Annotated in this window: 25 protein-coding genes and 4 tRNA genes; 13 read left to right on the top strand and 16 right to left on the bottom strand. The window is 60.7% G+C overall.

Translation table 11 applies throughout. The features are described 5' to 3' along the window. Nucleotides 1–11: 11 nt before the first annotated feature. From leuB to leuC, 4 genes are all read right to left on the bottom strand, one after another. Entirely contained in the window at nt 12–1,094 is a 1,083-nt protein-coding gene (gene leuB, locus ACYP2Q_RS22170; RefSeq protein ID WP_459732470.1) for a 3-isopropylmalate dehydrogenase, read from the bottom strand. 50 nt (nt 1,095–1,144) lie between these two features. Continuing rightward, nucleotides 1,145–1,912, bottom strand: coding sequence for a class I SAM-dependent methyltransferase (locus tag ACYP2Q_RS22165; protein ID WP_459732468.1), 768 nt, complete (start codon nt 1,910–1,912; stop codon nt 1,145–1,147). Nucleotides 1,913–2,057: 145 nt separating this feature from the next. Beyond that, nucleotides 2,058–2,702, bottom strand: a complete 645-nt coding sequence (gene leuD, locus ACYP2Q_RS22160) for a 3-isopropylmalate dehydratase small subunit (RefSeq protein WP_459732466.1) — start codon at nt 2,700–2,702, stop codon at nt 2,058–2,060. A gap of 11 nt (nt 2,703–2,713) precedes the next feature. Then, entirely contained in the window at nt 2,714–4,132 is a 1,419-nt protein-coding gene (leuC, locus tag ACYP2Q_RS22155) for a 3-isopropylmalate dehydratase large subunit (protein ID WP_459732465.1), read from the bottom strand. Nucleotides 4,133–4,280: 148 nt separating this feature from the next. On the opposite strand from leuC, the gene ACYP2Q_RS22150 reads away from it, so the two are divergent. The 10 genes from ACYP2Q_RS22150 to ACYP2Q_RS22105 all read left to right on the top strand — a co-directional run bounded on the left by ACYP2Q_RS22150 (nt 4,281) and on the right by ACYP2Q_RS22105 (nt 16,657). After that, nucleotides 4,281–5,171 (top strand): LysR family transcriptional regulator, encoded by an 891-nt coding sequence (locus ACYP2Q_RS22150; RefSeq protein ID WP_414919448.1) that lies wholly within the window; start codon nt 4,281–4,283, stop codon nt 5,169–5,171. A 66-nt stretch (nt 5,172–5,237) separates the two neighbouring features. Continuing rightward, entirely contained in the window at nt 5,238–8,513 is a 3,276-nt protein-coding gene (locus tag ACYP2Q_RS22145; protein ID WP_459732464.1) for a PAS domain S-box protein, read from the top strand. Nucleotides 8,514–8,675: 162 nt separating this feature from the next. After that, nucleotides 8,676–10,142 carry a PAAR domain-containing protein gene (locus ACYP2Q_RS22140; RefSeq protein WP_459732462.1) on the top strand — a complete coding sequence of 489 codons (1,467 nt, stop codon included), beginning with the start codon at nt 8,676–8,678 and terminating at the stop codon, nt 10,140–10,142. Between the two features lie 32 nt (nt 10,143–10,174). After that, nucleotides 10,175–10,789 carry a hypothetical protein gene (locus ACYP2Q_RS22135; RefSeq protein WP_459732461.1) on the top strand — a complete coding sequence of 205 codons (615 nt, stop codon included), beginning with the start codon at nt 10,175–10,177 and terminating at the stop codon, nt 10,787–10,789. Between the two features lie 127 nt (nt 10,790–10,916). Further along, entirely contained in the window at nt 10,917–11,558 is a 642-nt protein-coding gene (locus ACYP2Q_RS22130) for a CDP-alcohol phosphatidyltransferase family protein (RefSeq protein ID WP_459732460.1), read from the top strand. Then, nucleotides 11,551–13,305 carry a bifunctional alpha/beta hydrolase/class I SAM-dependent methyltransferase gene (locus ACYP2Q_RS22125; RefSeq protein ID WP_459732458.1) on the top strand — a complete coding sequence of 585 codons (1,755 nt, stop codon included), beginning with the start codon at nt 11,551–11,553 and terminating at the stop codon, nt 13,303–13,305. The genes ACYP2Q_RS22130 and ACYP2Q_RS22125 overlap by 8 nt, the downstream gene beginning before the upstream one ends. Continuing rightward, on the top strand, nt 13,305–14,648 hold the full coding sequence (locus ACYP2Q_RS22120) for a phosphatase PAP2/dual specificity phosphatase family protein (protein ID WP_459732457.1): 1,344 nt from the start codon (nt 13,305–13,307) through the stop codon (nt 14,646–14,648). The genes ACYP2Q_RS22125 and ACYP2Q_RS22120 overlap by 1 nt, the downstream gene beginning before the upstream one ends. Next, on the top strand, nt 14,638–15,093 hold the full coding sequence (locus ACYP2Q_RS22115; RefSeq protein WP_459732456.1) for a hypothetical protein: 456 nt from the start codon (nt 14,638–14,640) through the stop codon (nt 15,091–15,093). The genes ACYP2Q_RS22120 and ACYP2Q_RS22115 overlap by 11 nt, the downstream gene beginning before the upstream one ends. A gap of 9 nt (nt 15,094–15,102) precedes the next feature. Continuing rightward, complete coding sequence (locus ACYP2Q_RS22110; RefSeq protein WP_459732455.1) at nt 15,103–15,723, top strand: lysophospholipid acyltransferase family protein; 621 nt, start codon at nt 15,103–15,105, stop codon at nt 15,721–15,723. Nucleotide 15,724: 1 nt separating this feature from the next. Beyond that, on the top strand, nt 15,725–16,657 hold the full coding sequence (locus tag ACYP2Q_RS22105; RefSeq protein ID WP_459732454.1) for a phosphatidate cytidylyltransferase: 933 nt from the start codon (nt 15,725–15,727) through the stop codon (nt 16,655–16,657). 121 nt (nt 16,658–16,778) lie between these two features. Here ACYP2Q_RS22105 and ACYP2Q_RS22100 read toward each other — a convergent pair whose 3' ends face one another. Next, entirely contained in the window at nt 16,779–17,042 is a 264-nt protein-coding gene (locus tag ACYP2Q_RS22100; protein WP_459732544.1) for a hypothetical protein, read from the bottom strand. Between ACYP2Q_RS22100 and ACYP2Q_RS22095 the strand changes: the two genes are divergently transcribed. Next, entirely contained in the window at nt 16,947–17,909 is a 963-nt protein-coding gene (locus tag ACYP2Q_RS22095; protein ID WP_459732541.1) for an RHS repeat-associated core domain-containing protein, read from the top strand. The two genes, ACYP2Q_RS22100 and ACYP2Q_RS22095, sit on opposite strands and share 96 nt — an antisense overlap. Before the next feature lie 99 nt (nt 17,910–18,008). On the opposite strand, the gene ACYP2Q_RS22090 is transcribed toward ACYP2Q_RS22095, so the two are convergent. The 11 genes from ACYP2Q_RS22090 to gltX form a co-directional block, all read right to left on the bottom strand. Then, nucleotides 18,009–18,455, bottom strand: a complete 447-nt coding sequence (locus tag ACYP2Q_RS22090; RefSeq protein WP_046817890.1) for an Hsp20 family protein — start codon at nt 18,453–18,455, stop codon at nt 18,009–18,011. A 121-nt stretch (nt 18,456–18,576) separates the two neighbouring features. Continuing rightward, nucleotides 18,577–19,536: a tRNA dihydrouridine synthase gene (locus tag ACYP2Q_RS22085; protein ID WP_459732453.1), complete on the bottom strand. Its 960-nt coding sequence runs from the start codon at nt 19,534–19,536 to the stop codon at nt 18,577–18,579. Nucleotides 19,537–19,547: 11 nt separating this feature from the next. Next, the gene (locus tag ACYP2Q_RS22080) at nt 19,548–19,688 is read right to left on the bottom strand and encodes a hypothetical protein (RefSeq protein WP_459732452.1); all 141 of its coding nucleotides are present in this window, start codon (nt 19,686–19,688) and stop codon (nt 19,548–19,550) included. Nucleotides 19,689–19,708: 20 nt separating this feature from the next. Further along, nucleotides 19,709–20,146 (bottom strand): acyl-CoA thioesterase, encoded by a 438-nt coding sequence (locus ACYP2Q_RS22075; protein WP_459732451.1) that lies wholly within the window; start codon nt 20,144–20,146, stop codon nt 19,709–19,711. A 49-nt stretch (nt 20,147–20,195) separates the two neighbouring features. Continuing rightward, nucleotides 20,196–21,029 (bottom strand): alpha/beta fold hydrolase, encoded by an 834-nt coding sequence (locus tag ACYP2Q_RS22070; protein ID WP_459732450.1) that lies wholly within the window; start codon nt 21,027–21,029, stop codon nt 20,196–20,198. A 29-nt stretch (nt 21,030–21,058) separates the two neighbouring features. After that, nucleotides 21,059–21,598: a TetR/AcrR family transcriptional regulator gene (locus ACYP2Q_RS22065; protein WP_459732449.1), complete on the bottom strand. Its 540-nt coding sequence runs from the start codon at nt 21,596–21,598 to the stop codon at nt 21,059–21,061. Nucleotides 21,599–21,782: 184 nt separating this feature from the next. Then, nucleotides 21,783–21,858, bottom strand: a tRNA-Glu gene (locus ACYP2Q_RS22060). An 81-nt stretch (nt 21,859–21,939) separates the two neighbouring features. Then, nucleotides 21,940–22,015: transfer RNA gene (locus ACYP2Q_RS22055), tRNA-Ala, on the bottom strand. Nucleotides 22,016–22,068: 53 nt separating this feature from the next. Then, nucleotides 22,069–22,144, bottom strand: a tRNA-Glu gene (locus tag ACYP2Q_RS22050). Between the two features lie 79 nt (nt 22,145–22,223). Next, nucleotides 22,224–22,299 (bottom strand) — tRNA-Ala (locus tag ACYP2Q_RS22045). A gap of 249 nt (nt 22,300–22,548) precedes the next feature. Then, the gene (gene gltX, locus ACYP2Q_RS22040) at nt 22,549–24,030 is read right to left on the bottom strand and encodes a glutamate--tRNA ligase (RefSeq protein WP_459732448.1); all 1,482 of its coding nucleotides are present in this window, start codon (nt 24,028–24,030) and stop codon (nt 22,549–22,551) included. 242 nt (nt 24,031–24,272) lie between these two features. Here gltX and ACYP2Q_RS22035 point away from each other — a divergent pair, with 242 nt between their 5' ends. Together ACYP2Q_RS22035 and ACYP2Q_RS22030 are read left to right on the top strand one after the other, a co-directional pair. Next, on the top strand, nt 24,273–25,361 hold the full coding sequence (locus ACYP2Q_RS22035; protein ID WP_459732447.1) for an HlyD family secretion protein: 1,089 nt from the start codon (nt 24,273–24,275) through the stop codon (nt 25,359–25,361). After that, on the top strand, nt 25,351–26,901 hold the full coding sequence (locus ACYP2Q_RS22030) for an MDR family MFS transporter (RefSeq protein WP_459732446.1): 1,551 nt from the start codon (nt 25,351–25,353) through the stop codon (nt 26,899–26,901). Before ACYP2Q_RS22035 ends, ACYP2Q_RS22030 begins: the two co-directional genes overlap by 11 nt. The last annotated feature ends 98 nt before the right edge of the window (nt 26,902–26,999 follow it).

The following is a 26,999-nucleotide window of genomic DNA, read 5'->3' as shown; positions in this document are numbered from 1 at the left end:
GGCCCGAGAGATTACAGATTCCGCAGCGCGGCGACTACTGCGTCGCCCATTTCCTGCGTACCGACTTTAGTGCAACCGGTCGACCAGATGTCACCGGTGCGCAAGCCCTGGTCCAGTACCAGGCTGACGGCTTTCTCGATGGCATCGGCCGCGGCCTGCTGGTTGAAGCTGTAGCGCAGCATCATCGAGACCGACAAAATGGTCGCCAACGGGTTGGCGATGCCTTTGCCCGCGATGTCCGGCGCCGAACCGTGGCACGGCTCGTACATGCCCTTGTTATTGGTGTCCAGGGACGCCGACGGCAGCATGCCGATGGAACCGGTGAGCATCGACGCCTGGTCGGACAGGATATCGCCAAACATGTTGTCGGTGACGATCACGTCGAACTGCTTCGGTGCGCGCACCAGTTGCATGGCGGCGTTGTCGACGTACATGTGGCTCAATTCGACCTGCGGGTAGTCCTTGGCCACTTCCTCGACGATTTCACGCCACAGCTGGCTGGAGGCCAGTACGTTGGCCTTGTCCACCGAGCAGAGCTTCTTGCCGCGGACCATGGCCATGTCGAAACCGACACGGGCGATGCGGCGGATTTCGCTTTCGCTGTACGGCAGGGTGTCGTAGGACTGACGCTCGCCGTTTTCCAGAGTGCGGGTGCCGCGTGGCGCGCCGAAGTAGATACCGCCGGTCAGCTCGCGAACGATCAGGATGTCCAGGCCGGCAACGATTTCCGGCTTCAGGCTGGAGGCATCGGCCAGTTGCGGGTACAGGATCGCCGGACGCAGGTTGCCGAACAGGCCCAGTTGCGCACGGATTTTCAGCAGGCCGCGCTCAGGGCGGATGTCACGCTCGATGGTGTCCCATTTCGGGCCGCCCACCGCGCCCAGCAGCACGGCGTCGGCGGCGCGGGCACGTTCCAGGGTTTCATCGGCCAAAGGCACGCCGTGCTTGTCGATGGCCGCGCCGCCGATTACGTCGTGGCTCAGTTCGAAGCCCAGGGCGAACTTGTCACTGGCCAATTCCAGCACCTTGACCGCTTCGGCCATGATTTCCGGGCCAATACCGTCACCTGGGAGAATCAGAATCTGCTTGCTCATGCGTTCCTCATGTCATCAGTCGGTGCGCCCTCAGGCGCACCCGGAAAATTCTATCGTTCAGCCATCAGGACCAGAACATCGGTACTGAACGAACCATCGGCTTCAATCTCAAAATATTCGCGTACTTCGTTGCCCATCGACTGCTGTAATTCGCGGATCGCCGCGCGCATCACCTGTGGCGTGCGCATGCGCTCGACCCAGGAGTTGTATTCCAGGCGCAGCCGCTGGCGGGTGGTGCTGCGGGTATGCAGCCCGGCCTCACTGACCTGGCGCAGCCACTCACCGGCGCTATAGTCGCGCACATGGCTGGTGTCGCGCAGCACTTCAACGCTTTGCAGGTAAGTGTCGAACAATGGACTGCCCGGTGACAACACATCGACGAATGCCGCGACACCGCCCGGCTTCAATACCCGCCGCACTTCCCGCAGGGCCAGGCCGAGATCGCTCCAGTGGTGCGCCGAATAACGGCTGAATACGAAGTCGAACTCGCCATCGGCGAACGGCAGGCGCTCGGCGGCGCCGTTGACCGTGGTGACGTTGTTCAAACCCCGATCGATGGCAGCGGTCGCCACCACATCGAGCATCTGCTGCGACAGGTCGTAGGCCACCACTTCCTTGACCAGCGAGGCGACGTGAAAACTCACGTGCCCGGCGCCGCAGCCCAGGTCCAGGACTCGCGCATCGCCCTGCCCGGCCAACTCAGCCTGTAGCAGCGCGAACTCAGTGCCTTGAGCATGTACGGCGCTGCTCAGGTAGGCCGAAGCCTGTTCACCGAATTGCTTCTGGACTACCTGGGTGTGCTGGGCGGTGCTGGTCATGGGGACTTCCTTTTGTGGGGTAGCCTTGTGGTGTTTGCCCGGCCCTCATCGCTGGCAAGCCAGCTCCTACAGGGATTTGCGGCGTACACAATACCTGTGGGAGCTGGCCTGCCGGCGATGGGGCCGGCTCGGCCTAAATCAATTCTTACGCGTCGCGAAACAACCACGGCTGGCTCGCCCGATGCTTGGCTTCAAACGCTGCAATCGCTTCATGGTCCTGCAAAGTCAGGCCGATATCGTCCAGGCCATTGAGCAGGCAGTGCTTGCGGAAGGCATCGATTTCAAAGTTCAAGACCTTGCCGTCCGGGCGGGTCACGGTCTGGGCCTGCAGATCGATCTGCAACTGGTAGCCCGGATTGGCCTCGACCTGCTGGAACAGCTCATCGACTTCGGCATCGCTCAAGATGATCGGCAGCAAGCCGTTCTTGAAGCTGTTGTTGAAGAAGATGTCGGCATAGCTCGGCGCGATGATGCTGCGAAAACCGTATTCTTCCAGCGCCCATGGCGCGTGCTCGCGGCTGGAGCCGCATCCGAAGTTCTCGCGGGCCAGCAGCACGCTGGCGCCTTGGTAACGCTCGGCGTTGAGGACGAAGTCCTGGTTCAGCGGGCGCTTGGAGTTGTCCTGATAAGGCTGGCCCACATCCAGGTAGCGCCACTCATCGAACAGGTTCGGGCCGAAACCGGTGCGCTTGATCGACTTCAGGAACTGCTTCGGGATGATCTGGTCGGTGTCGACGTTGGCACGATCCAGAGGCGCGACAAGTCCAGTGTGCTGGGTAAAAGCTTTCATGCTGCGCTCCTTTAGATCAATTCACGGACGTCGACGAAACGACCGTTCACAGCGGCGGCCGCGGCCATGGCCGGGCTGACGAGGTGGGTACGGCCACCAGCGCCCTGACGGCCTTCGAAGTTACGGTTCGAAGTGGAAGCGCAATGCTCGCCACTTTCCAAACGGTCCGGGTTCATCGCCAGGCACATCGAGCAACCCGGCTCGCGCCACTCAAAACCGGCTTCAAGGAAGATTTTGTCCAGACCTTCGGCTTCGGCCTGCGCCTTCACCAGGCCCGAGCCCGGTACCACGATCGCCTGCTTGATGGTCGAGGCCACTTTGCGGCCCTTGGCGATCACCGCCGCGGCGCGCAAGTCTTCGATCCGCGAGTTGGTGCAGGAGCCGATGAACACGCGATCAAGCTGAATGTCTGTGATCGCCTGATTGGCGGTCAAACCCATGTATTTCAAGGCGCGCACGATCGAATCGCGTTTGACCAGGTCCATTTCCTTCGCCGGGTCCGGCACGTTCTGATCCACCGCCAACACCATCTCAGGCGAAGTGCCCCAGCTGACTTGCGGCTTGATCTGGGTCGCGTCGAGCTCAACGATGGTGTCGAACTTGGCGTCTTTATCAGAAACCAGGTCTTTCCACGCCTCGACAGCCAGGTCCCATTCCGCGCCTTTCGGGGCGAATGGACGACCCTTCACGTAAGCCACGGTTTTTTCATCGGCGGCCACCAGGCCAACGCGGGCACCGGCCTCGATGGACATGTTGCAGATGGTCATGCGGCCTTCGACGGACAGGTCGCGAATCGCGCTGCCGGCAAACTCGATGGCGTGGCCGTTACCGCCAGCGGTGCCGATCTTGCCGATCACGGCGAGGACGATGTCCTTGGCGGTCACGCCGAACGGCAATTGGCCTTCGACCAACACCAGCATGTTCTTCATTTTCTTGGCGACCAGGCACTGGGTAGCGAGCACGTGCTCGACCTCGGAGGTGCCGATACCGTGGGCCAGGGCACCAAACGCGCCGTGGGTCGAAGTATGGGAGTCGCCGCAGACCACGGTCATGCCCGGCAAGGTTGCCCCCTGCTCCGGGCCGATGACGTGCACGATGCCTTGGCGGACGTCGTTCATCTTGAATTCGACGATGCCGTATTCATCGCAGTTATCGTCGAGGGTCTGGACCTGCAAACGCGAAACCTCGTCGGCAATGGCAGCGATGCCGCCCTTGCGCTCAGGGGTGGTCGGTACGTTGTGGTCCGGGGTCGCGATATTGGCATCGATGCGCCATGGCTTGCGCCCGGCCAGCCGCAGGCCTTCGAAGGCTTGTGGCGAGGTCACTTCATGGATGATGTGACGATCGATGTAGATCAGCGCGGAGCCATCGTCGCGCTGCTTGACCAAATGCGAATCCCAGAGCTTGTCGTAGAGCGTTTTGCCGGCCATCAGACGGTTTCCTCATCAGCTTCTTTCTATGCCCTGGGTCTTGAGCGATTCAATAACCCCTTGGCTTGTGAGGCTGATCCTATGGGGTTACATTAAATAACTCAAATTCATATTTTTTATGCTTTGGATAACCAACTGGAATACGAGTATGGACCTGGCCAACCTCAACGCTTTTATAGCCATCGCCGAGACGGGAAGCTTCTCCGGCGCGGGAGAACGGTTGCACCTGACTCAGCCGGCGATCAGCAAGCGCATCGCCGGGCTGGAGCAGCAACTGAAGGTGCGGCTATTCGATCGGCTGGGCCGTGAAGTCGGCCTGACCGAAGCCGGCCGCGCCCTGCTGCCCCGGGCCTACCAGATTTTGAATGTCCTCGATGATACGCGCCGCGCCCTGACCAACCTCACCGGGGAGGTGAGCGGTCGTCTGACCCTGGCCACCAGTCACCACATCGGCCTGCACCGTTTGCCGCCCTTATTAAGGGAGTTCACCCGACGCTATCCCGAGGTGGCGCTGGACATCCAGTTTCTCGACTCGGAAGTGGCCTACGAAGAAATCCTCCACGGAAGGGCCGAACTGGCGGTGATCACCCTGGCGCCGGAACCCCACGCCCTGGTCAAGGCGACGCCCGTGTGGGACGACCCGCTGGACTTCGTGGTCGCCCCCGAGCATTCGTTGCTCAACAATGGCAAGGTCAGCCTCGCGGACATCGCCCGCCACCCGGCGGTGTTTCCCGGCGGCAATACCTTTACCCACCACATCGTCCAGCGCCTGTTCGAAGCCCAGGGCCTGACACCGAATATCGCCATGAGCACCAATTACCTGGAAACCATCAAGATGATGGTGTCGATCGGCCTGGCCTGGAGTGTCCTGCCTCGCACCATGCTCGATGACCAGGTTGCGCGAATACCTTTGCCGGGCATACAACTGACTCGCCAGCTAGGCTATATCCTGCACACTGAAAGGACGCTATCGAATGCAGCACGGGCTTTCATGGCCTTGCTGGATGGCCAGATCGATCTGCCAGGGACTCAAGGCTAACTTGTGCTACTCCTATAGAGCCGCGAATTCCTGTACCCGAGACCCAATTCAGCCCAAGGCTTGCCAATGCCGAAATCTGTTGACCGTATTCCGCCGATGCCGCGCATCCAGGCGCTCGACCCAAAAAGCTCCGAACAGAGCTGGGAAAGTGCCTCGCAACTGCTGGCCGCGCTCAACGGCGCGCGCCTGGGTGCCTGGTATTGGGACATCGAGCGTGGGCAGATCAGCTGGTCCCGGGGCACCCAGGCGCTGTTCGGCTTCGATCCCCGGCAACCGTTGCCGGCCGACCTGGAATACCTTGATTTGTTGCCTGTGGAAGATCGGGCCAAGACCCTTCGCGCCTTCCATGCCGTGATCGGCGGCGCGCCGCTGGAGCAAGCGATGCACCATCGCGTTCGCTGGCCCGACGGCAGCCTGCACTGGCTGGAGATCAGCGGCAGCCTGCTGCCGGACAAGCACGGCCGCCCACGAATGATTGGCGTGATCCGCGAAATCACCCATCAACGCCAGCGCGAACAGGCGCTGAGCAGTTCGGAGAAACGATTCGCCACGCTGTTTCACCTGTGCCCGAACATGGTCCTGCTGACGCGCCAGGAAGACGGCCTGATCACCGAAGCCAACCAGTATTTCGAAAGCCTGTTCGGCTGGCCGGTCCAGGACGCGATCGGCCGGACCACGCTGGAACTGGGTCTGTGGGTGCACCCCGAACAACGTGCGCAACTGGTCAAGGCCACCAAGGCCAAGGGCGAACTGACCAGCATGGAGGTGCAGTTTCGCGCCAGCAACGGGCAGATCCACGATGGCATCCTCAGTGCGCAAAAAGTCGAACTCGAAGGCCAGCCTTATCTACTCAGCACCTTCCTCGACACCACCGAACGCAAGGCCGCCGAACACGCTCTCAAGGACAGCCAGGAGCGTCTCGACCTGGCCCTGGACTCGGCGCAACTGGGCACCTGGGACTGGCACATTCCCAGCGGCATGCTGTATGGCTCGGCCCGCGCCGCCCAGTTGCATGGCATGGAGGCCAAGCCTTTCCATGAATCCTTCGACGAGTTTTTCGAAGGCGTGCCCGGCGAAGAACGCAACAGCATGCGCGATGCCTACCGCAGCCTGCGTGAAGGCCCGGCCGGCAACTATCAGCTGACCTATCGAGTGCAACTGGCGGACGGCACTTCACGCTACCTGGAAAGCCGCGCCCGCCTCTACCGCGATGAAAACGGCGTGCCCTTGCGCATGGCCGGCACCCTGCTCGACATCACCGACCAGGTCGAGCGCGAACAGCGCCTGGTGGCCTCCGAAGAGAAATTCGCCACCCTGTTCCAGGTCAGCCCGGACCCGATCTGCGTGACACGCCAGGACACCGGGCAGTTCATCGAGATCAACTCCAGCTTCACCCAGACCTTCGGCTGGAGCGCCGCCGATGTGATCGGACGCAGCGCCGACGAAATCGGCCTGTGGGACGCCTCGGCAAAAAGCCTGCAGCGGATCGAACAGGTGATCCGCGAGCAAGGCCTGAACAATGTCGCGATCCTCGTCCAGCACAAGGACGGGCAGTCGCTGACCTGCGTGATTTCCAGCCGCCAGATCAGCGTCAGCGAGCAGCCGTGCGTCGTCACCACCTTGCGCGACATCACCCAACAGCAACGCTCGGAAGCGGCGCTCAAGGCCAGCGAAGAGAAGTTCGCCAAGGCCTTCCACTCCAGCCCCGACGCCATCACCATCACTGAACGCGATACCGGACGCTATCTGGAGGTCAACGACGGTTTCTGCCGCCTGACCGGCTACCGCGCCGACGAAGTGATCGGCCGTACGGTGTACCAGGTGGGAATCTGGGCCGAAGAGAAACAACGCTCGACGTTGCTGGCCGAACTGCAGATCAAGGGCCGGGTGCATCACCTGGAGATGCTCGGACGCAACAAGCGCGGCGAGTTGCTGACGGTCGAGGTCTCGGTAGAACCGATCACTCTCAACGAAACCGCGTGCCTGCTGTTGACCGCACGGGACGTCAGCCTGCTGAAAAACGCCGAGGCGCAGATCCGCCACCTGGCCTACCACGACCCCTTGACCAACTTGCCCAACCGCGCCCTGCTGATGGATCGCCTGAGCCAGCAAATTGCCCTGCTCAAACGCCACAACCTGCGCGGCGCCTTGATGTTCCTCGACCTCGACCACTTCAAGCACATCAACGATTCCCTCGGCCATCCGGTGGGCGATACGGTGCTGAAAATCATCACCGCGCGCCTGGAAGCCAGCGTGCGCATGGAAGACACCGTCGCGCGCCTGGGCGGTGATGAATTCGTGGTGTTGCTCAGCGGCCTCGAAGGCACGCGCAACGAGGTCAGCGATCAGGTCCGCGAGCTGGCCGATACCATTCGTGAGCTGCTGTCCGAGCCGATGTTCCTCGACGGCCAGCGCCTGCAGGTGACGCCGAGTATCGGCATTGCCTTGATTCCCGACCACGGCTCGACGCCGACGGACTTGCTCAAGCGCGCCGACATCGCTCTTTATCGGGCCAAGGATTCGGGGCGCAATACCGCGCAGATGTACCACAACACCATGCAGAAGGCCGCGAGCGAACGCCTGCGCATGGAAACCGACCTGCGCTTGGCGCTGTCGCGCGGTGAGTTTCGCGTGCATTACCAACCGCAGGTGGACGCCCGGGACAACCGCATCGTCGGTGCCGAAGCGCTGGTGCGCTGGAACCATCCGGAGCTCGGCGCACAGTCGCCCACCGAATTCATCAAGGTCCTGGAAGACAGCGGACTGATCCTCGAGGTCGGCACCTGGATCGTCGACGAAGCCTGCCAGGCCTTCAAGAAACTGATCGCCGATGGCCTGGTGGACCCATTGGAATTCAGCCTGTGCGTCAACATCAGCCCGCGCCAGTTCCGCCAGAACGACTTCGTCGAGCGCATCGAAAGCAGCCTCGCCACCTACGGCCTGCCCTGCTCGCTGCTGAAACTGGAAATCACCGAAGGCATCGTCATCCAGAACCTGGAAGACACCATCAACAAGATGCTGCGCCTGAAAAAGCTCGGCGTGAGCTTTGCCATGGATGATTTCGGCACCGGTTACTCCTCGCTGACCTACCTCAAGCGCCTGCCGGTCGACACCCTGAAAATCGACCAGTCATTCATCCGCGACGCCACCACCGACCCCAACGACGCCGAGATCATCCGCGCCATCGTCGCCATGGCACGCAGCCTGGAACTGAAGATCATCGCCGAAGGGGTGGAGACCCTGGAACAACTGGAGTTCCTGCAAGGCCTGGGCTGCCATCTCTACCAGGGTTACCTGCATAGCCGGCCGCTGCCGGTGGAGGATTTGCAGAAGCTCCTGTAGGAACGAACTCACTGGTTGAATACCCCTTTCCTACACGCATTCCGGAAACGTCCGATTTACGCCTGACTGCCTCATATAGAACCCTTGCGCTGCACTTTGCCCTGTCTCCAATCCTTCGGAGGCAGGCGCAATTTGATGGTCAACAGACAAGGAGTTGCAGCCATGGCCAAGGGGTATTTCATTCGCAAGGGCGACAAGACCAGTTGCGGTGGCGAGGTGCTGGACAGCGATACCCGCATCATGATGTTTGGCTTCGCCCACGCTCGCGAGGGGGATCCGGTTTCCTGTGGCAAGAACGACGAAACCTACAAGATTGTCGGTGGTATTTCGTCCTTTGACAGTCACGGTAGGCTGGCAGCTGGCTCGCTGGATAGCCGCAGCAGCTGTCCCTGCAAGGCCGGGCTTCACCCCTCGTTTACCAACATCAGCTATGAGTCCACACAGGATGCAGCGCCGCAAGCCGTGAGGAGCGACCCTCAACAGGAAGCCGCGCCGGTTGCGCCCAACCACCCGGTCGCGCCGCGACAAACCGCTTCCACTTCCTCAGCACGGGCGCCCACTCCGACGCTCAGCGAACGGCCGGGGACTATCTGTGAAAACCTTTGGCGTGGGTATCAGCAGCGGGTCGAAAACGTCGTGGCACCAGGCGGCAAACTGATTGCCGACCCGAAGGCGCGCAACAAGGCAATCAATGCCGCCTACGCCCAGTTGTGGCGCCTCGATCCGCGATTCCAGTGGGCAGGCCTTGCGGCCTTCGCCTCGAAACAGGTGGGCTGTGGATTGCTGCACGCGGCCGATACGCTTGAAAAGATGCAGGCGGAAGAGCACGCGATTCAGCAACTGAGGGACAGTGCCAGACAAGGACTGGGTGGGTTGTTCAGCAGCAGTGAGCGGGAAAAGCGCGCGAAAATTCGCGAGTTCGAGCAACGCCAGCACGAGTACGAACAGGCCAACCGCGACAACCCGGTGTGGGGCTTCACTCACTGGGGTGCCGACATGCCCTTGTCGTACTCGCAATGGATGTACAGATTTGTGTACGAGATGTTGGCCATGGGGAATACCACGCTGTTCCTGGATGTGTATCCGTTGCATGTGTTCTACAGGGAACGTGGGTTGGAGGCGCTGAAGGATTGCCTGCCTTCACGGAAAAACATCTATGGGAGTGGGCAGTATCCGGTGCTGTGGCCAGTCGGCGAGAAAACACTGAAGTTCGGGATTGACCATAAGGAAATCCTGCTAGCCTTTGAGGCGATAGAAGCGGGCAACATCGCCAAAAGCGTTGAACATTTGGCTTGGCACGAACAACAAAATATTCTGCAACCAGCGATGTACAACGACTGGCGATTCAGCTCATTGCTGTACAGCAATCATCTTTCCTACCTGAGCAGTATCCCGTCTGGCGCCGCCGAAGCCATCGAACTGACGTTGGCCAGTCAATGCCGCCGTATCGACGATGGACGTACCGTTGGTTTCAGCAACAGCCTCACTGCCAACCTGGCCGATATCAATCAGCGCATGCCCTTCGTGCTCAGAGCCGCAGATCAGTTTGATGATCTATTACGCAGCAACCAGCGCGGGCAGATTGAGCAGTCGATTAGGGATATCGCCTGGGGTGGAGGCGTGCGATGAGCCTGTTGCAACGCGTGGGGTGGAGGCGTGCGATGAGCCTGTTGCAACGCGTGGGCTGGCGTCGTGGTGCGTTGGCACTGGCGGTCGCGGCCCTCCTGACATTGACAGCGATCGAGGCCCTATCGGATGAGCCGGAAATTGCCCTGTTGATTGGCGAACCTTGGGAGGATATGCGCCGTCGCTCCAGTGCGGCCATTGATCCAGCCATTCCCGGACACTATTGGGGGCGGCAGGCCAAGTCTGATGCTCGCCTGCGCTTCGCACACCCTCAATACGGCTTTGTGACCCCATTGGCCCGTTTCTTTACCGTGAGTTTCGATGATGAGCGGGTCAGCAGTGTCCGCATGTCCCCACAAATCGAGCCGCTGCTGCTCGACGACACACTCAAGGTCGTGCTGGATCTACAGGAGCAATGGCGCAATGCTGGCTGGGTACCCATCAGGGTCAATGACTTCCCACCGTTCGCGGACATGCCGCATTGGCGTGCCCAATTACGCGATGCAAACAAAGGCGGCACATCCTACTGGCATGCAGGCACCCAGTATCAGGTGATGATGGTGGTCAATCGCTTCACGGATTACAGGCACCCCACCGAGGAGCGTTACCTCATCACGCTGTCATTGGCCACGCCATGGACGAATCCCTGACTCTTCCTCATCGCGACAAGATCACGCTTTCAGCATTAAACCCATGCACCAGACGTTGTCGCCAAATTCATCCCAAGATGCCATCTACACTCAGTAACCATATCGCCTCCCCCGAGACCTCTCCAACGTGCCCAGCATCTACCAGATCAAACCCGCCTTCCAAAACCTCCTGCGCCCCCTGGTCCGGCGCCTGTTCGACAAGGGCACCACCGCCAACCAGATCACCCTGATCGCGGGCATCGGCTCAATCCTGGTAGGCATGACCATCGCGGGCTTCGTGCATCACCCCTGGGTCTTTGTACTGGTACCCATCTGGATGATCGTGCGCATGGCGCTCAACGCCATCGACGGCATGCTGGCTCGGGAATTCAACCAGCAGTCCCGCTTGGGCGCCTATCTCAATGAGCTGTGCGACATCACCGCCGACTGCGCCCTGATCCTGCCCTTCGCCCTGCTGCCCGGCGTCAGCCTGTGGCTGGTGCTGCTGGTGGCGCTGCTCGCCTTGTTCAGCGAGTACAGCGGCGTGCTGGGGCCGATGGTCGGGGCTTCGCGGCGCTATGACGGGCCCATGGGCAAAAGTGACCGGGCTTTTGTATTGGGGGTCGTGGCCGCCGGGATCGTACCGGGCTGGGTCGGCCCATTCTGGATCAACGCGGTGTTCGCGATCATCGCGATGCTGCTGGTCTGCACCTTGGTCAACCGAGTCCGCCAGGGCCTCAGGGAAACACAAATCGACAGCTCTTCAGCCGAAGGAAATGGCAATGCGTGAAGCACAACAACAGCCATTCACTACCCACGACAGCGTGCAACTGTTCTACCGACACTGGCCCGGCACCCCGGAACCGGGAGAGCCGCGCAAGGCCGTGCTGCTGTTTCACCGCGGCCACGAACACTCCGGGCGCATTGCCCATCTGGTGGATGAACTGGATCTACCCGATTTTGATGTCTTCGCCTGGGATGCCAGGGGCCATGGCCTCTCACCGGGCGCCCGGGGCGACAGCCCCAGCTTCGCCACCAGCGTGCGCGACGTGCAGAGCTTCTGTGAGCACCTGAGCGCGACCTACCAGATCGACGAAGAGAATATCGCGGTGATTGCGCAAAGCGTCGGCGCGGTGATCGTGGCTACCTGGGCCCACGATTACGCGCCGCGAATACGAGCGCTGGTGCTGGCGTCCCCGGCGTTCAAGGTCAAGCTCTATATGCCGTTCGCCCGTCAGGGGCTGGCGTTGATGCGCCAGTGGCGCGGCAACTTTTTCGTCAACAGCTACGTCAAGGCGCGCTTTCTCAGCCATGACCCGCAGCGCGTCGCCAGCTACGACAGCGATCCGTTGATCACCAAGGCCATTTCAGTCAATGTCCTGCTCGGTCTCTACGAGGCTGCCGAGCGTGTAGTGGCCGATGCCCAAGCCATCACGATACCCACTCAGCTGTTGATCTCCGGTGCCGACTTCGTCGTGCATCGCCAACCCCAGGAACAGTTCTTCGAGCGCCTGGGCAGCCTGCGCAAGGAAAAACATGTGCTGCCGGGGTTCTTCCACGACACCCTGGGCGAAAAGAACCGTGGGCACGCCGTCGCCAGCGCACGGCGCTTCATCCTGCAGAATTTCGCCCAGCCCAGCGAACGCCCCAGCCTGCTGGCCGCCGATCGCCTGGGCCTGACCTGTGCCGAATCCGAATCACTGGCCGCGCCGCTGCCGCACAACTCCCTGCGCGATCTGTATTGGCGCATGACCCGCGCCAGCATGCGCCTGGGCAGCCAACTGTCGTCCGGGATCAAGCTGGGGTTCGACACCGGGTTCGATTCCGGCAGCACCCTGGACTACGTCTATCGCAACACCCCCACGGGCAAGTCGGGCGTCGGTCGCCTGATCGACCGCAATTACCTCGATTCCATCGGCTGGCGCGGCATTCGCCAACGCAAGCTGCACGTCGAAGAACTGCTGCGCCTGGCGATGCAACAGTTACGCGACCAGGGCCGCGAAGTGCGCATCGTCGACATCGCCGCCGGACACGGGCGCTACATTCTCGAAGCCTTGCAGGGCGTCAGTCCGCTACCCGAGTCGATCCTGTTGCGCGATTACAGCGACATCAACGTGCGCGACGGCAGCGCGCTGATCCGCGAGAAAGGCCTGGAGGGGATCGCACAATTCGTCAAGGGCGACGCCTTCGACCGTGCCGACCTGGCTGCGCTGCAACCCAAGCCGACCCTGGCGGTGGTCTCCGGACTGTACGAGCTGTTCGCCGACAACCAAATGGTCGCTGGTTCCCTCGCCGGCCTGGCCGAAGCCGTGGAGCCTGGCGGATACCTGGTCTACACCGGCCAACCCTGGCACCCGCAGCTGGAACTGATCGCCCGCGCCTTGACCAGCCACCGTGAAGGCCAGGCCTGGGTCATGCGCCGACGCACCCAGGTGGAAATGGACCAACTGGTGGAGGCCGCCGGCTTTCGCAAAGTCAGCATGCGCGTCGACCAGTGGGGCATTTTCAGCGTGGCGCTCGCGCAACGGGTGTCTTGATGTTGCGCAGCGCAACCACGGCACGCGAGCCCGGCCTGCTCAAACCAGCGGTGCTTTGGCTGCTGCTCCTGGCGCCGTTGTTCTTCGGCACCTACGGCTTCGCCACCTGGTTCACCACCCAGCGCGACGATGTCGGCAGCCTGGTGTTCGGCTGGGAACACCACATGCCGTTCTGGGCCTGGACCATCGTCCCGTACTGGTCCATCGACTTGCTGTACGGGCTGTCGCTGCTGCTACCCGACAGTCGCCAGGAACTCAAGCGCCACGCCTTGCGCCTGCTCACCGCGCAGCTCATTGCGGTCAGTTGTTTCCTGATCTGGCCGTTGCGCTTCACCTTCGCCCGGCCGGAACTGGACGGTATATTCGGCTGGCTGTTCGATGTCCTGGCAGGTTTCGACAAGCCGTTCAATCAGGCGCCATCGCTGCACATTGCGTTGCTGGTGATCCTGTGGACCTGCTATCACAGGCACTTGCAGGGCCTTTGGCGCGGATTGATGCATGCCTGGTTTGCCCTGATCGGAATCTCGGTGCTGACCACCTACCAGCACCACTTCATTGATCTGCCGACCGGTGCGCTGCTTGGCTGGCTGTGTGTGTGGCTGTGGCCTCTGGAGGGGCCCAGCCCGCTGCGGGGTGCCCGGCTGGCAAAGGGAAAAAAACCCTGGCAACTGACGCTGTATTACCTCGTGGGCGCTGCTGCTTTCGCGGTTCCGGCCTTTTGCTTCGGGGGCATCTGGCTGTGGCTGACCTGGCCGGCGTCGGCCTTGCTGCTGGTGGCGCTCAATTACTCCGTACTAGGCGCAGAAGGTTTTCAGAAGCGCGCTGATGGACGCCTGTCCCCTGCCGCACGCTGGCTGCTGGCACCCTATCTGGCTGCCGCCTGGCTGAACTCGCGCCTGTGGACGCGCAACAATCCGCAGCCGGACCAGGTGCTCGATGACGTCTGGCTCGGGCGCATACCGACTGGCCGGGAACTCAAAGACAGCCCCTTCAGCGCCGTGTTCGACCTGTGCGCCGAACTGTCGATTGATCCTGGCACCGTCGCCTATCGCACGCTGCCAGTCCTGGACTTGACCGCCCCCACCCCCTTGCAATGCCGGGAAGCCGCGCTGGCCATCGAAAGCCTGCGTCAGCACGGGCCGCTACTGGTCTGCTGCGCCCTGGGCTATTCGCGCAGCGCCACCGCCGTCGCCGCCTGGTTGTTGCACACCGGGCGGGCCAGCAGTGTCGCCGAAGCCTTTTTAGTGATCCAGCGCGCACGCCCGGGGATTGTCCTGGGGCCCTTGCACCGAGGGGCGCTGGAGCCGCTGGCGACCCACATGGAGAAGAACGGTGTCCATTGATATGCAACTGCAGGTGACAGCCAGTCTGTTACGTCGTGGCGACTTGCTGGATCGACTGTCCAACGGGCTTACCCTGTTGGGCGCCTTGTTCGGCCTGAGCCAGTCCCTCCTGGCCGACCAGGGGTTCTGGAGCGCGACCTGCAGCTGTGGGTTGTTAATCCTCGGCCTGGGGCAAAAATACTGGGCGGTGCGGGTGGCATTCGATGCCGATCTGTTCCAACACCTTGCCGAGCGAGCTGAAAATCTTCCCAAACACACCCTGTCCCTGGATCAAGCCCTGACAACGCTGAATCTGCAGCCCGCCGAGCATGGCGGGCGCCCCTGGAGCGAACGTATCACCGGCGCCCTGAAGCTGTTGCGCCGCCAGGCGCTGCTGGTCGCGGCACAGGTGCTGTTGACCCTGGTTTTCATCCTGGTCGGCCCCTGGCTGACCTTTGCTGGATAAGGAGCTCTCATGCTGGAACCCGTGGTTGCCACCCTCATCACCTCGGCCGCGCGCCTGCTCACCGGGGCACGCAGCCTCTGGCTCGGTTGTGCGCCGCAACCGGTACAGCGCATCTATTTCGCCAACCACAGCAGTCACGGCGATTTCGTGCTGTTGTGGGCCTCCCTGCCGCCAACCTTGCGCCGCATCACCCGCCCGGTGGCCGGTGCGGATTACTGGCTCAAGAGCCCCCTGCGTCGGTACATCATCAACCGGGTATTCAACGGCGTGCTGATTGACCGCGAGCGCAAGGAAAGCACCGACAATCCCTTGCAGCCGATGCTAGACGCCCTGGCACGCGGCGATTCGCTCATCCTCTTTCCGGAAGGCACACGCAACCCCGAAGACGGCCTGCTGCCCTTCAAGAGCGGGCTGTATCACCTGGCGAAACAATATCCCCAGGCGCAGGTGATCCCGGTGTGGATCGCCAACCTCAACCGCGTCATGCCCAAGGGGCGTGTGCTGCCGTTGCCGCTGTTATGCACCATCAGCTTTGGCGCCGCGCTGGCCATCGACGAAGACGAAAGCAAGGCGCAGTTCCTCGAGCGCAGTCGCGAAGCGCTGCTGAGCCTGGCCGGGGAGCATGCCTGACATGGACAGACAGACCTTGATGTTGTTTGCCGGGATTGGCGCGTTCCTGCTGCTGGCCTCGATCATCGGCCTGGTGCTCAAGCGCCGTACCCACGGCACCCCAAACCCGGTGATCGACAACCTCAACGCACGGATCAACGCCTGGTGGGTGATGGTACTGGTGATCGGGATCGCCTTCTGGCTCGGCACCGGCGCGGTGATCCTGCTGTTCTACACCGTGTCGTTCTACGCCCTGCGCGAATTCCTGACCCTCACGCCCACCCGCCGCAGCGACTACCCGGCATTGGTCGCGGCCTTCTACCTGGCGCTGCCGCTGCAGTACCTGTTGATCTACTACGACTGGTACGGACTGTTTTCGATCTTCATTCCGGTCTACGTGTTCTTGCTCCTGCCGATCCTGGCGTCCCTGGGCGGCGACAGCACGCACTTCCTCGAGCGGGCCTCGAAAGTCCAGTGGGGCCTGATGATCGCGGTGTTCTGCGTATCCCATGTACCCGCCCTGCTGACTTTGGACATCGCAGGTTTCGAGGGGCGAAACCTGCTGTTGATCGCCTATCTGGTGATCGTGGTGCAGATGTCGGATGTGCTGCAGTACGTGTGTGGCAAATTGTTCGGCAAACGCAAGATCGCCCCGAACCTGTCGCCGTCCAAGACCGTGGAAGGTTTTGTCGGCGGCATCCTGCTGGCCTCGCTGATTGGTTGCGCCTTGTGGTGGATCACGCCGTTCAGCGCCTGGCAGTCACTGCTCATCGCCCTGCTGATCAACCTGCTGGGCTTCGCCGGCGGCATCGTGATGTCGGCGATCAAGCGCGACCGGGGGGTGAAGGATTGGGGGCATATGATCGAAGGCCATGGCGGCATGCTCGACCGACTGGATTCGGTGTGTTTTGCGGCGCCGATCTTCTTTCATCTGGTTCGGTATGGGTGGACCTGATTGCATTGCCCCCAGCCACATGAGCGGACTAGCAACTCTGATAGTGGGCGAAAACTGAAAATGCGCCGATGCTTTAGGTCCAGCCTTACGGACTTTGATCGGAGCTCAGCCAATGCCCATATCACCTCGCCAGAATCTGCTGTGCAGTTACCGCTACGATGCGCTGGATCGATCGATAAGTTGGGCGCCAGTTCTGCAGGCCGATATTCAGCGTTTTTATTGCAAAGACCATTTGGTCACCGAATTTCAGGATGTGGCGAAACGCAGCATTTTTCAGTATGACGACCACGTGTTGGCGCAACGTCAGCAGATTGACGACAAGATCGACATCATTCTTCTGACAACCGACCTGCAAGGGTCGGTATTGAACACTCTCGACGCGCACCGAGTACATCCCATTGCCTACACGCCCTATGGCCATAGTTTCCTCGGTAATTGCTTGCTTAATCTACTCGGATTTAACGGCGAGCGACCGGATCTAGTGACTGGGCACTATCATTTGGGGCACGGGTATCGGCAGTTCAATCCGGTGCTTATGAGGTTCAACAGCCCAGACAGTTTGAGTCCGTTTGGGAAGGGAGGGTTGAATGCGTATGCGTATTGCGTTGGGGATCCAGTAAATCGAACCGATCCGACGGGGCATATTTCACAATTCGTGAAGAACGCACTTAAGAGCGGATCATTATCCAAATGGCCTCGACACGTATCACCCAAGAAAACGCAAGCACGTAGTGCCTATCAACAAACGCCTATTCTAAATATAAAAGAACACCCGACTCCTTTGAATCGACCATCAAATACGACTAGAAATGCTTCTGAACCACCGCCGCCACTAAAAACGGATATAAATATATTAGATTATGTTGGCACACATGGATCCACGGAAGCACACCGCAAGAGTTTGACAGCCGGGCTGCACTCCAATTTCATGAATAGCGCTGGCGGTCTCAGCAGTGGCCCAGGTTTCTATGTGTCCCCTACTAGAAGAACAGCAGTAGATTTTTCGGAGGCAGCGGCCAGTCACAACAATGGAACACCACGAGTTTATGAAGTATATGTCGATGGTTTTAGATCCATGATTCCTGGTCACCATTATCGGTTTGGCACAATGGGTGAGGGTGGTTTAATTTATAGATCGTTAAACGAAATGGAAATAGTTTTGCGCACACGTATTTATAGACGAATCTCAGTACATGCTAATGAAATCAGAGGTACCCAGGTACTTCCCAGAGCCTCCGAGGCACCGTTCTGAATTCTACCAATGATAGAAAAGGGTACAAAAAAACTGAGTACAGGGGACATATTTTTTCACAAAAAAGGGCGCCGGATGGCGCCCTTTTCCTGCTCTGGCTTAGTGTTGCAGAGCCGGTTTTTGCGTCCCGTTGATCGGGATGCGCTTGGCTTTCGCCTCTTCCGGAACCACCCGCAACAGGTCGATGCTCAACAGACCGTTGCGCAGGTCCGCGGCCTTGATCTCGATATGATCGGCCAGGCGGAACGACAGCTTGAACGCACGCTGGGCGATGCCCTGGTGCAGGAAGGTCACGCCTTCATTGGCGTCGCGCTTGCCACCACTGATGGTCAGCACACCCTTCTCGACTTGCAGGTCCAGGTCTTCTTCCTGGAAACCGGCCGCCGCCACGACGATGCGGTATTGGTCGTCACCGTGTTTCTCGACGTTGTAAGGTGGGTAGGTGCTGCCTGGCTCGTTGCGCAGGGCGGTTTCGAACAGATCGTTGAAACGGTCGAAGCCTACCGAGGAACGGAACAGTGGGGCCAGGGAAAATGCAGTACTCATGGTTCAAATCTCCTGAAAACAATCAGCAAGGTTTTTTGTCTCCGCGACCCGAGTTCGGCATCGCGTAACCCTTAGATAGGGACCGCTGATTGCATTTCAAGAGATTTTTTGAAGATTTTTTTCAGGCCGCTTCGGCCACCGGCAAACCCAACAGATGTGAAACCTGGTCCAGTTCGGTCTCCCGGCGCAGCACGCTGAACAACTCGACCGCCTCGGGATAATTGCGGGTCAGCATGGCCAGCCACTGCTTCAGGCGACCTGGCGATTGACGCGCGGTCATCTGCGCCTTGGCCTGCAACCAGAAATCCTGGATCAATGGCAACAGCTCGGCCCAGGTCATCTCGACGACCTCTTCACCGGCCTTGGCCGCGACAATCTGCCGGGCCAGGTCGGGGCGCGACACCAGGCCGCGGCCGAGCATGATGTCCTCCACGCCGCTGATTTCCCGGCAACGGCGCCAGTCTTCGACACTCCAGATATCGCCGTTGGCAAACACTGGCACCTTGACCACTTCCTGTACGCGTGGGATCCACTCCCAATGGGCAGGTGGCTTGTAGCCGTCGGTCTTGGTTCGTGCGTGGACCACGATATGCTCGGCGCCGCCTTCAGCCAGCGCCGTGGCGCACACCAGCGATCCGTCCGGGCTATCAAAACCCAGGCGCATCTTGGCCGTTACCGGAATGTGCGCCGGAACGGCGCGACGGACATGCTCGACGATCTGGTTGAGCAGCTCAGGCTCCTTGAGCAGCACAGCACCGCCCCGGGATTTGTTGACCGTCTTGGCCGGGCAGCCGAAATTGAGGTCGATCACCTCAGAGCCCAGCTCGCACGCCAGCGCGGCGTTTTCCGCCAGGCACACCGGATCGGAACCCAGCAGCTGTACGCGCAGCGGCACGCCGGAGGCAGTCCGGGCACCGTTGAGCAGCTCCGGGCCGAATTTATGGAAATAGGCAGGCGTGAGCAGTTGGTCGTTGACCCGAATGAACTCGGTCACGCACCAATCGATACCGCCCACCCGGGTCAGCACGTCGCGCAGGATATCGTCGACCAACCCCTCCATGGGTGCCAATGCAATTTGCATGAAAAACACACTCAACGAAAAACGTGCGGCAGTTTACTGGTTTCGGCGGAAATCTGCAGATTCCTTGTAGGAGCGAGCATGCTCGCGAAAAACCCGAGAGCGCCGCGGGGTGTCAGGCTGGTCGCGTCTTCGTTGACGACCATCGCGAGCATGCTCGCTCCTACAGGGGGTATCAGGCGGGGGCTTGCAGCGCCGGGCCATAACCTTCGATGAACTCGGCCGGCATGCGCTTGGGCTTGCCTGTGGACAACTCAATGCAGACGAAAGTGGTTTGCGCACGCAGCAGGGTTGAATTGTCGCTTGGGCGCTTCAACTGGAAATGACGGGTCATTCTCAGGCGCTGGTCCCAATCGACGATCCAGGTCGCCAATTGCAACTCGTCGCCTTCATAGGCGGCTGCCAGGTAATCGATCTCGTGGCGCACCACCGCCATCGCCCGGTCCAGCCGCCGATACTCGACCAGATCCAGGCCCAGGCGCTGGGAGTGACGCCACGCACAGCGTTCGAGCCAGGTCACGTACACCGCGTTATTGGCGTGCCCCAGCCCATCGATATCCTCGGCGCCCACTTGCAGATCAATGATAAATGGCGTTGCCCGATCCCAGCCCATGCCCCACTCCCCGATCAGATTGATTCGACCGAGGCAGTGTAACGGATGCTCAGGCCGATTGGCGCGATTGCAGGCTGCGACCGGCCAGCAGTGATAACACGCCATCAATCACCCGCGGGTCGGCCAGCACCCGCTGATGACCGCCCTCCTGCAGGCGCAGCAGGCGACTGTCGAACCAGGCTTCGTGGATCAGCTGCGATTCCTTGACAGGGACGTGGGTGTCGTCTTCGGCATGCACGATCAGGCCAGGCATGTCGAGTTGGTAGTGCGCGACGTCCAGCATCGAAGCGCGCATGCCGACGTCGGTCTCGACCTGACGGATGAACGCCGAACGGGCTTTCGGTGGCAACCCTACATAGCGGGCGAAACCGCGCAGTACCCCGAGAATCCGCGCCGGGGCGGCAATGCTGACCAGGGTTTCGGTGCGCAGGCCCAGTTGCACGGCAAGCATCGCACTGGCGCCGCCCATGGAGTGACCGATGACCGCTTGCAGCGGCGGCAACTCGGCGGCGGCTTCGAGCATGGCACGGGCGAACAGCACCACATTCGCCTCGCGCCCAGGGGAGCGACCATGGGCCGGGCCGTCCAGGGCGACCACCGAATAACCGGCATCGACCAGCGCCGTGATCAGGCTGGCGAACTGCGTGGGTCGACCCTCCCAGCCGTGCATCAGCAATACCGCTGGGCCCTGTCCCCAACGCAATGCCGACAGACCGAAGCGCAAGGTGATGCGTTCCGACTTCGCCAGCAGTGGCAGTTCCCAGTCACGGGGCGGGAAGTCGCGCGGCGTCATGAACGCCAGACGCATTTTGCTCGCCACCAGCTTCGGGGCGAACCAGCCCAAGGTGCCATTAACGCCACGAACCCACTTCAACGTGCTCATCGCATTCTCCCCAGGCCGCAGCCTTCAGATCAACGCACCGCCGACTTGGCCGCGCGCAGCAATCGATCGGATAAATCACCGGGGCCCAGCGCCCGTGCCAGCGCCAGGCCGCCCACCATCAAGGCCAGGTCGGCCAGGGTTTTGTCGGTGTCTTCAGGACTGGCCGCCAACTGCGCGACCATCAGCTCCATGTGTTCATTCAGAGCGATTCGAAACGCCTCGGGCAGGCGTCCAAGCTCACCGATCGAGGCCGGGATCGGGCACGCCGACTCGCTGGAATCGCGGTGTTTGCGCGACAGATAAAACGCAGCGACCAGGGTGCGTCGCTCTTCACCGGTCAAGTCGGCATCCATGTCGGCAATCAGGTCACGGCGGTGACCCAGCAACTGCTTGAACGCCTCAAGCATCATGGCGTCCTTGCTTTCGAAGTGCGCATAAAAGCCGCCGACCGTCAGGCCGGCTGCGCCCATCACTTCGCCAACGCTCGGCTCGGCCGGACCACGCTGAATAAGCGCGGCGCTGGCAGCCTTGAGGATGCGTTCGCGGGTTTGAGCTTTTTTATCGTTCATCGTTGCCTCCGAATATTACGACTAGAATATTATTCTCATAATAATTTTCTGCAAGTCGTGGATGTGACCGCTGGTCTGAAGAACAGTTTGAGAGGAAGAGGGAGATTTGGCCAAACGCCAGACAAACAAAAGGGCCATTCAATAATTGAATGACCCTTATAAAATCCCGCAGAGCGGGTAATCGTGGCGTCCCCTAGGGGACTCGAACCCCTGTTACCGCCGTGAAAGGGCGGTGTCCTAGGCCACTAGACGAAGGGGACACAAACCCTTCTATACAACTGATCAGTGCTGAGAGCTGATCGATTCAAGGCCGGTGTGGCCAGACCTTGAACTTGTAAAATTGGTGGAGCTAAGCGGGATCGAACCGCTGACCTCCTGCATGCCATGCAGGCGCTCTCCCAGCTGAGCTATAGCCCCGGATTTTTCGCCTCGCGGCGGAACGACATCTTGCAACATCGTTTCTGTAAAACTGGCGTCCCCTAGGGGACTCGAACCCCTGTTACCGCCGTGAAAGGGCGGTGTCCTAGGCCACTAGACGAAGGGGACGCAAACCCTTCTATACAACTGATCAACGCTGAGTGTTGATCGCTTCAAGGCCGGTGTGGCCAGACCTTGAAGTGTAAATTGGTGGAGCTAGACGGGATCGAACCGTCGACCTCTTGCATGCCATGCAAGCGCTCTCCCAGCTGAGCTATAGCCCCTCATCGTTGATGTCATCGCTGAGGACGGGGCGAATCTTAAGGGCGTATCGAAAGTCTGTCAAACTTATTTTTCAAAAAATTTAAAATTTTTTGCCGACATAACAACCACTTACCGCCCTCGCCCGTAAATCCGGGGGGTTTTCCCCTCTGTAGGAGCTGGCTTGCCAGCGAAGGCGGCCGCAAGATCGACGCAAGCTTCGAGGTCGCCTTCGCCGACAAGCCGGCTCCTACAAGGTCAGGTACGCGGGATCAGGCGATCGCGCCCAACAGCTTTTCCCACTCCTTGTTTTCTTTCTTCGACACGCCGCCCAGCAGGTCGATCGCCTGGCGCAGACGGAAACGGGTCAGGTCCGGCCCGAGGATTTCCATCGCATCGAGCACCGACACCGAACTCACCTGGCCGGTGATCGCGGCGAACATCAGCGGCATGGCATCACGCAGCTTCAGTTCCAGGGATTCGACCACCGCCTGGATGGTCGCGGTGATGTGGTCCTTCTCCCACTGGCGCAGGCTTTCGAGCTTCCACAGGATCAACTGCATCAACTGGCGGACCTGGTCACCCGACAGCTTCTTCGATTCGAACAGCTTGGCATCGGGATTCACGCCACCGGCAAAGAAGAACCCGGCCAGCGGTGCCACCTGGCTGAAGGTCTCGACGCGGCCCTGGACGTGCGGCGCGATCTTCATCATGTATTCGCTGTTGAACGCCCACTTCTGTACGCGCGCGGCGAATTCTTCCACCGGCAGGTCACGCAGCCACTGGCCGTTGAGCCATGACAGCTTCTCGATGTCGAAAATCGGCCCGCCGAGGGAGACGCGCTTGAGGTCGAAGTTGTCGACCATTTCCTGCAGCGAGAACTTCTCGCGCTCGTCCGGCATCGACCAGCCCATGCGACCCAGGTAGTTGAGCATGGCTTCGGGCATGAAGCCCATGCGCTCGTAGAAGGTCACCGACGTCGGGTTCTTGCGCTTGGACAGCTTGCTCTTGTCCGGGTTACGCAGCAGCGGCATGTAGCACAGCTCCGGTTGTTCCCAACCGAAGTATTCGTACAGGAGGATCAGTTTCGGTGCCGATGGCAGCCACTCTTCGCCGCGCAATACGTGGGTGATGCCCATCAGGTGGTCGTCGACCACGTTGGCCAGGAAGTACGTCGGCAGGCCATCGGTCTTCATCAGGACTTGCATGTCCATGCGGTCCCACGGGATTTCCACGTCGCCACGCAGCATGTCCGGCACCACGCAGACGCCTTCGCTCGGCACCTTCATGCGGATTACGTGGGGTTCGCCAGCGGCCAGGCGGCGCGCCACTTCTTCCTTGGACAGCAACAGCGCGCGGCCGTCGTAACGCGGGGTTTCGCCACGGGCCATTTGTTCGGCGCGCATCTGGTCCAGTTCTTCAGCGGTGCAGAAGCACGGGAAGGCATGGCCCATTTCGACCAGCTGCTGGCAATACTTCTGGTAGATATCGCCGCGCTCGCTTTGTCGGTACGGACCGTGCGGGCCGCCAACGTCCGGGCCTTCGCTCCAGTCGATGCCCAGCCAGCGCAGGGCGTCGAAAATCTGCTGTTCCGATTCGCGGGTCGAGCGCAGCTGGTCGGTGTCTTCGATCCGCAGGATGAACTCACCGCCGTGCTGCTTGGCAAAGCAGTAGTTGAACAATGCGATGTAAGCGGTACCTACGTGGGGGTCCCCGGTAGGCGATGGCGCGATGCGCGTGCGGACGGTGGTCATGGCAAGTCTCGACAAGAATAAAAGCGAAGATCAAAGCGAACTTCAAACAAGAGCCGAATGGTAACAGGCGACGTACGCCATGCTCCAGTGAACAGGGCATTTAAGCCAAGGTTGCGCCTACAACGCCCGTATGGCGTGGTGAATGGCCGAATATCAGCCGATGGCATTTACCGTTTATCGGCTGTATGCCAGATTCACCTGCTGATAACTTTCCTTACATATTCTCGACTACAGTTTGCCCCATGCCTGCCCAACTCAAGCGTCGCCTGTCCATCTTCCTGTTGATTGTCCTGCTGATCGCCGGGGGCTTTTTTGCCCATTGGTTTTTCAATGGACGCTTTTATGAAAGCACCGACAACGCCTATGTCCAGGGCGAGATCACCCGCGTGTCGAGCCAGCTGGGTGCGCGCATCGATCAGGTGCTGGTGCAGGACAACCAGCACGTCGAGAAAGGCCAGTTGCTGATCAGGCTCGAAGGCGACGATTTCCGCCTCGCCGTCGACCGCGCCAACGCGACCCTCGCCACCCGCCAGGCCGAACGTCTGCAAGCCCAGAGCAAACTGACCCAGCAGGCCAGCCTGATCGCCGCCAGCGACGCGCAAGTGGCGTCCAGCCAGGCGAGCCTGGGCCGCTCCCAGATCGACCTGACCCGCGCCGAGACCTTGCGCAAGCCCGGTTATGTCTCCGAAGAGCGCGTGACCACCCTCTCCGCCGACAACCACATCGCCCGCTCGCAACTGACCAAGGCCCAGGCGGATGCCCAGGGACAACGCCAGCAAGTCAACGCATTGACCGCTGAAATCAAACGTCTCGACGCGCAGATCGCCAATGCCAAGGCTGATTTGGCCCAGGCCGAGCTGAACCTCACCCGCAGTGAAATCCATGCGCCGATCAGCGGCCTGATCGGCCAACGTGCCGCCCGTGAAGGCCAGTACGTGCAGGCCGGCGCCTACCTGCTGTCGGTGGTGCCCGATGAAGACATCTGGATCCAGGCCAACTTCAAGGAAACCCAGATTGGCCACATGCAGCCCGGGCAGAAGGCCGAGCTGACCTTCGACGCCTACGGCGACACGCCGATCGAAGCGCGGGTCGACAGCCTGTTCGCCGCCTCTGGCGCACAGTTCAGCCTGTTGCCGCCGGACAATGCCACCGGCAACTTCACCAAAGTCGTGCAACGGATCCCGGTGAAACTGACTTTCGCCGCCGACAATCCGCTGCGCGGCAAGATCCGCCCGGGCATGTCGGTCACCGCCAAGGTGAACATCAAGGACGCACCGCAAGACGTCAGCGCCAAATTGAGCAGCAAAGACAACCCTGACGATGGCCGGTGATCAACTGATCCGCCCCGTCGGCGAGCCGACCCGGCGGGACTGGATCGCGGTGATGAGCGTGATGCTCGGCGCCTTCATGGCGGTGCTCGACATCCAGATCACCAACTCCTCGCTCAAGGATATCCAGGGCGCGCTGTCGGCAACCCTGGAAGAAGGTTCGTGGATTTCCACCTCGTACCTGGTGGCGGAAATCATCATGATCCCGCTCACCGCCTGGCTCGTGCAGTTATTGTCAGCGCGACGTTTGGCGGTGTGGGTATCCCTCGGTTTCCTCGTCGCCTCCTTGCTGTGCTCCATGGCCTGGAGCCTGGAGAGCATGATCGTCTTTCGCGCACTCCAGGGTTTTACCGGCGGCGCGCTGATTCCGCTGGCGTTCACCCTGACGCTGATCAAACTCCCGGAGCATCACCGTGCAAAAGGCATGGCCATGTTCGCCATGACCGCCACCTTCGCGCCCTCCATCGGCCCGACGCTGGGCGGCTGGCTGACGGAAAACTGGGGCTGGGAATACATCTTCTACATCAACATTCCGCCCGGCCTGATCATGATCGCCGGCCTGATGTACGGCCTGGAGAAGAAGGAAGCACACTGGGAACTGCTGAAAAGCACCGACTACGCCGGGATTGTGACCCTGGGCGTGGGCCTGGGCTGTTTGCAGGTGTTTCTCGAAGAAGGCCATCGCAAGGACTGGCTGGAGTCGGACCTGATCGTGACCTTGGGCAGCATCGCCCTGATCAGCCTGATCACCTTCGTGATCGTGCAGTTTTCCAAACCCAATCCGCTGATCAACCTCGGCATCCTGGGCAATCGCAACTTCGGCCTGTCGAGCATTTCCAGCATCGGGATGGGGGTTGGCCTCTACGGCTCGATCTACCTGTTGCCGTTGTATCTGGCGCAGATCCAGAACTACAACGCCCTGCAGATCGGCGAAGTGATCATGTGGATGGGCGTGCCGCAGCTGTTCCTGATTCCGCTGGTGCCCAAGCTGATGAAGTATGTCTCGCCCAAATGGCTGTGCACGGTGGGCTTCGGACTATTCGGGCTGGCGAGCTTTTCTTCGGGCGTGCTCAACCCGGACTTCGCCGGGCCGCAGTTCAATCAGATCCAGATCATTCGCGCGCTGGGCCAGCCGCTGATCATGGTCACCATTTCCCTGATCGCCACGGCGTACATCCTGCCCCAGGATGCGGGGTCGGCGTCGAGCCTGTTCAACATCCTGCGCAACCTCGGTGGCGCCATCGGCATCGCCCTGCTCGCCACGCTGCTGGATGCGCGGACCAAGACCTACTTCGATTATTTGCGCGAAGCGATAGTGCCGACCAATCCGCAGGTGGCGGAACGGATGGCGTCACTGACGGATCGGTTTGGCAGCGAGGCCGCAGCCCTGGGCAAGCTCAGTGAGATCGCTCACCAGCAGGCGTCGATCATGGCTTATAACGATGCCTTTCATTTTGTCGGGATAGCGCTGGGGATCAGCATGCTGGCGGTGTTGTTGACCCGCAAATTGCCGGCTGGACTCAAGGCTGGTGAAGCTCACTGAGACGCTGCAATCCCTGTAGGAGCTGGCTTGCCAGCGAAGGCGGCATCAGGGCCACCATCGATTCGCTGGCAAGCCAGCTCCTACAGGTCAACGGTGTC

The sequence above is a fragment of the Pseudomonas sp. MHK4 genome (genome assembly GCF_054600775.1).
The sequence above is the reverse complement of the archived record's forward strand: the minus strand, read 5'-3'. Positions and strand labels throughout refer to the sequence as shown.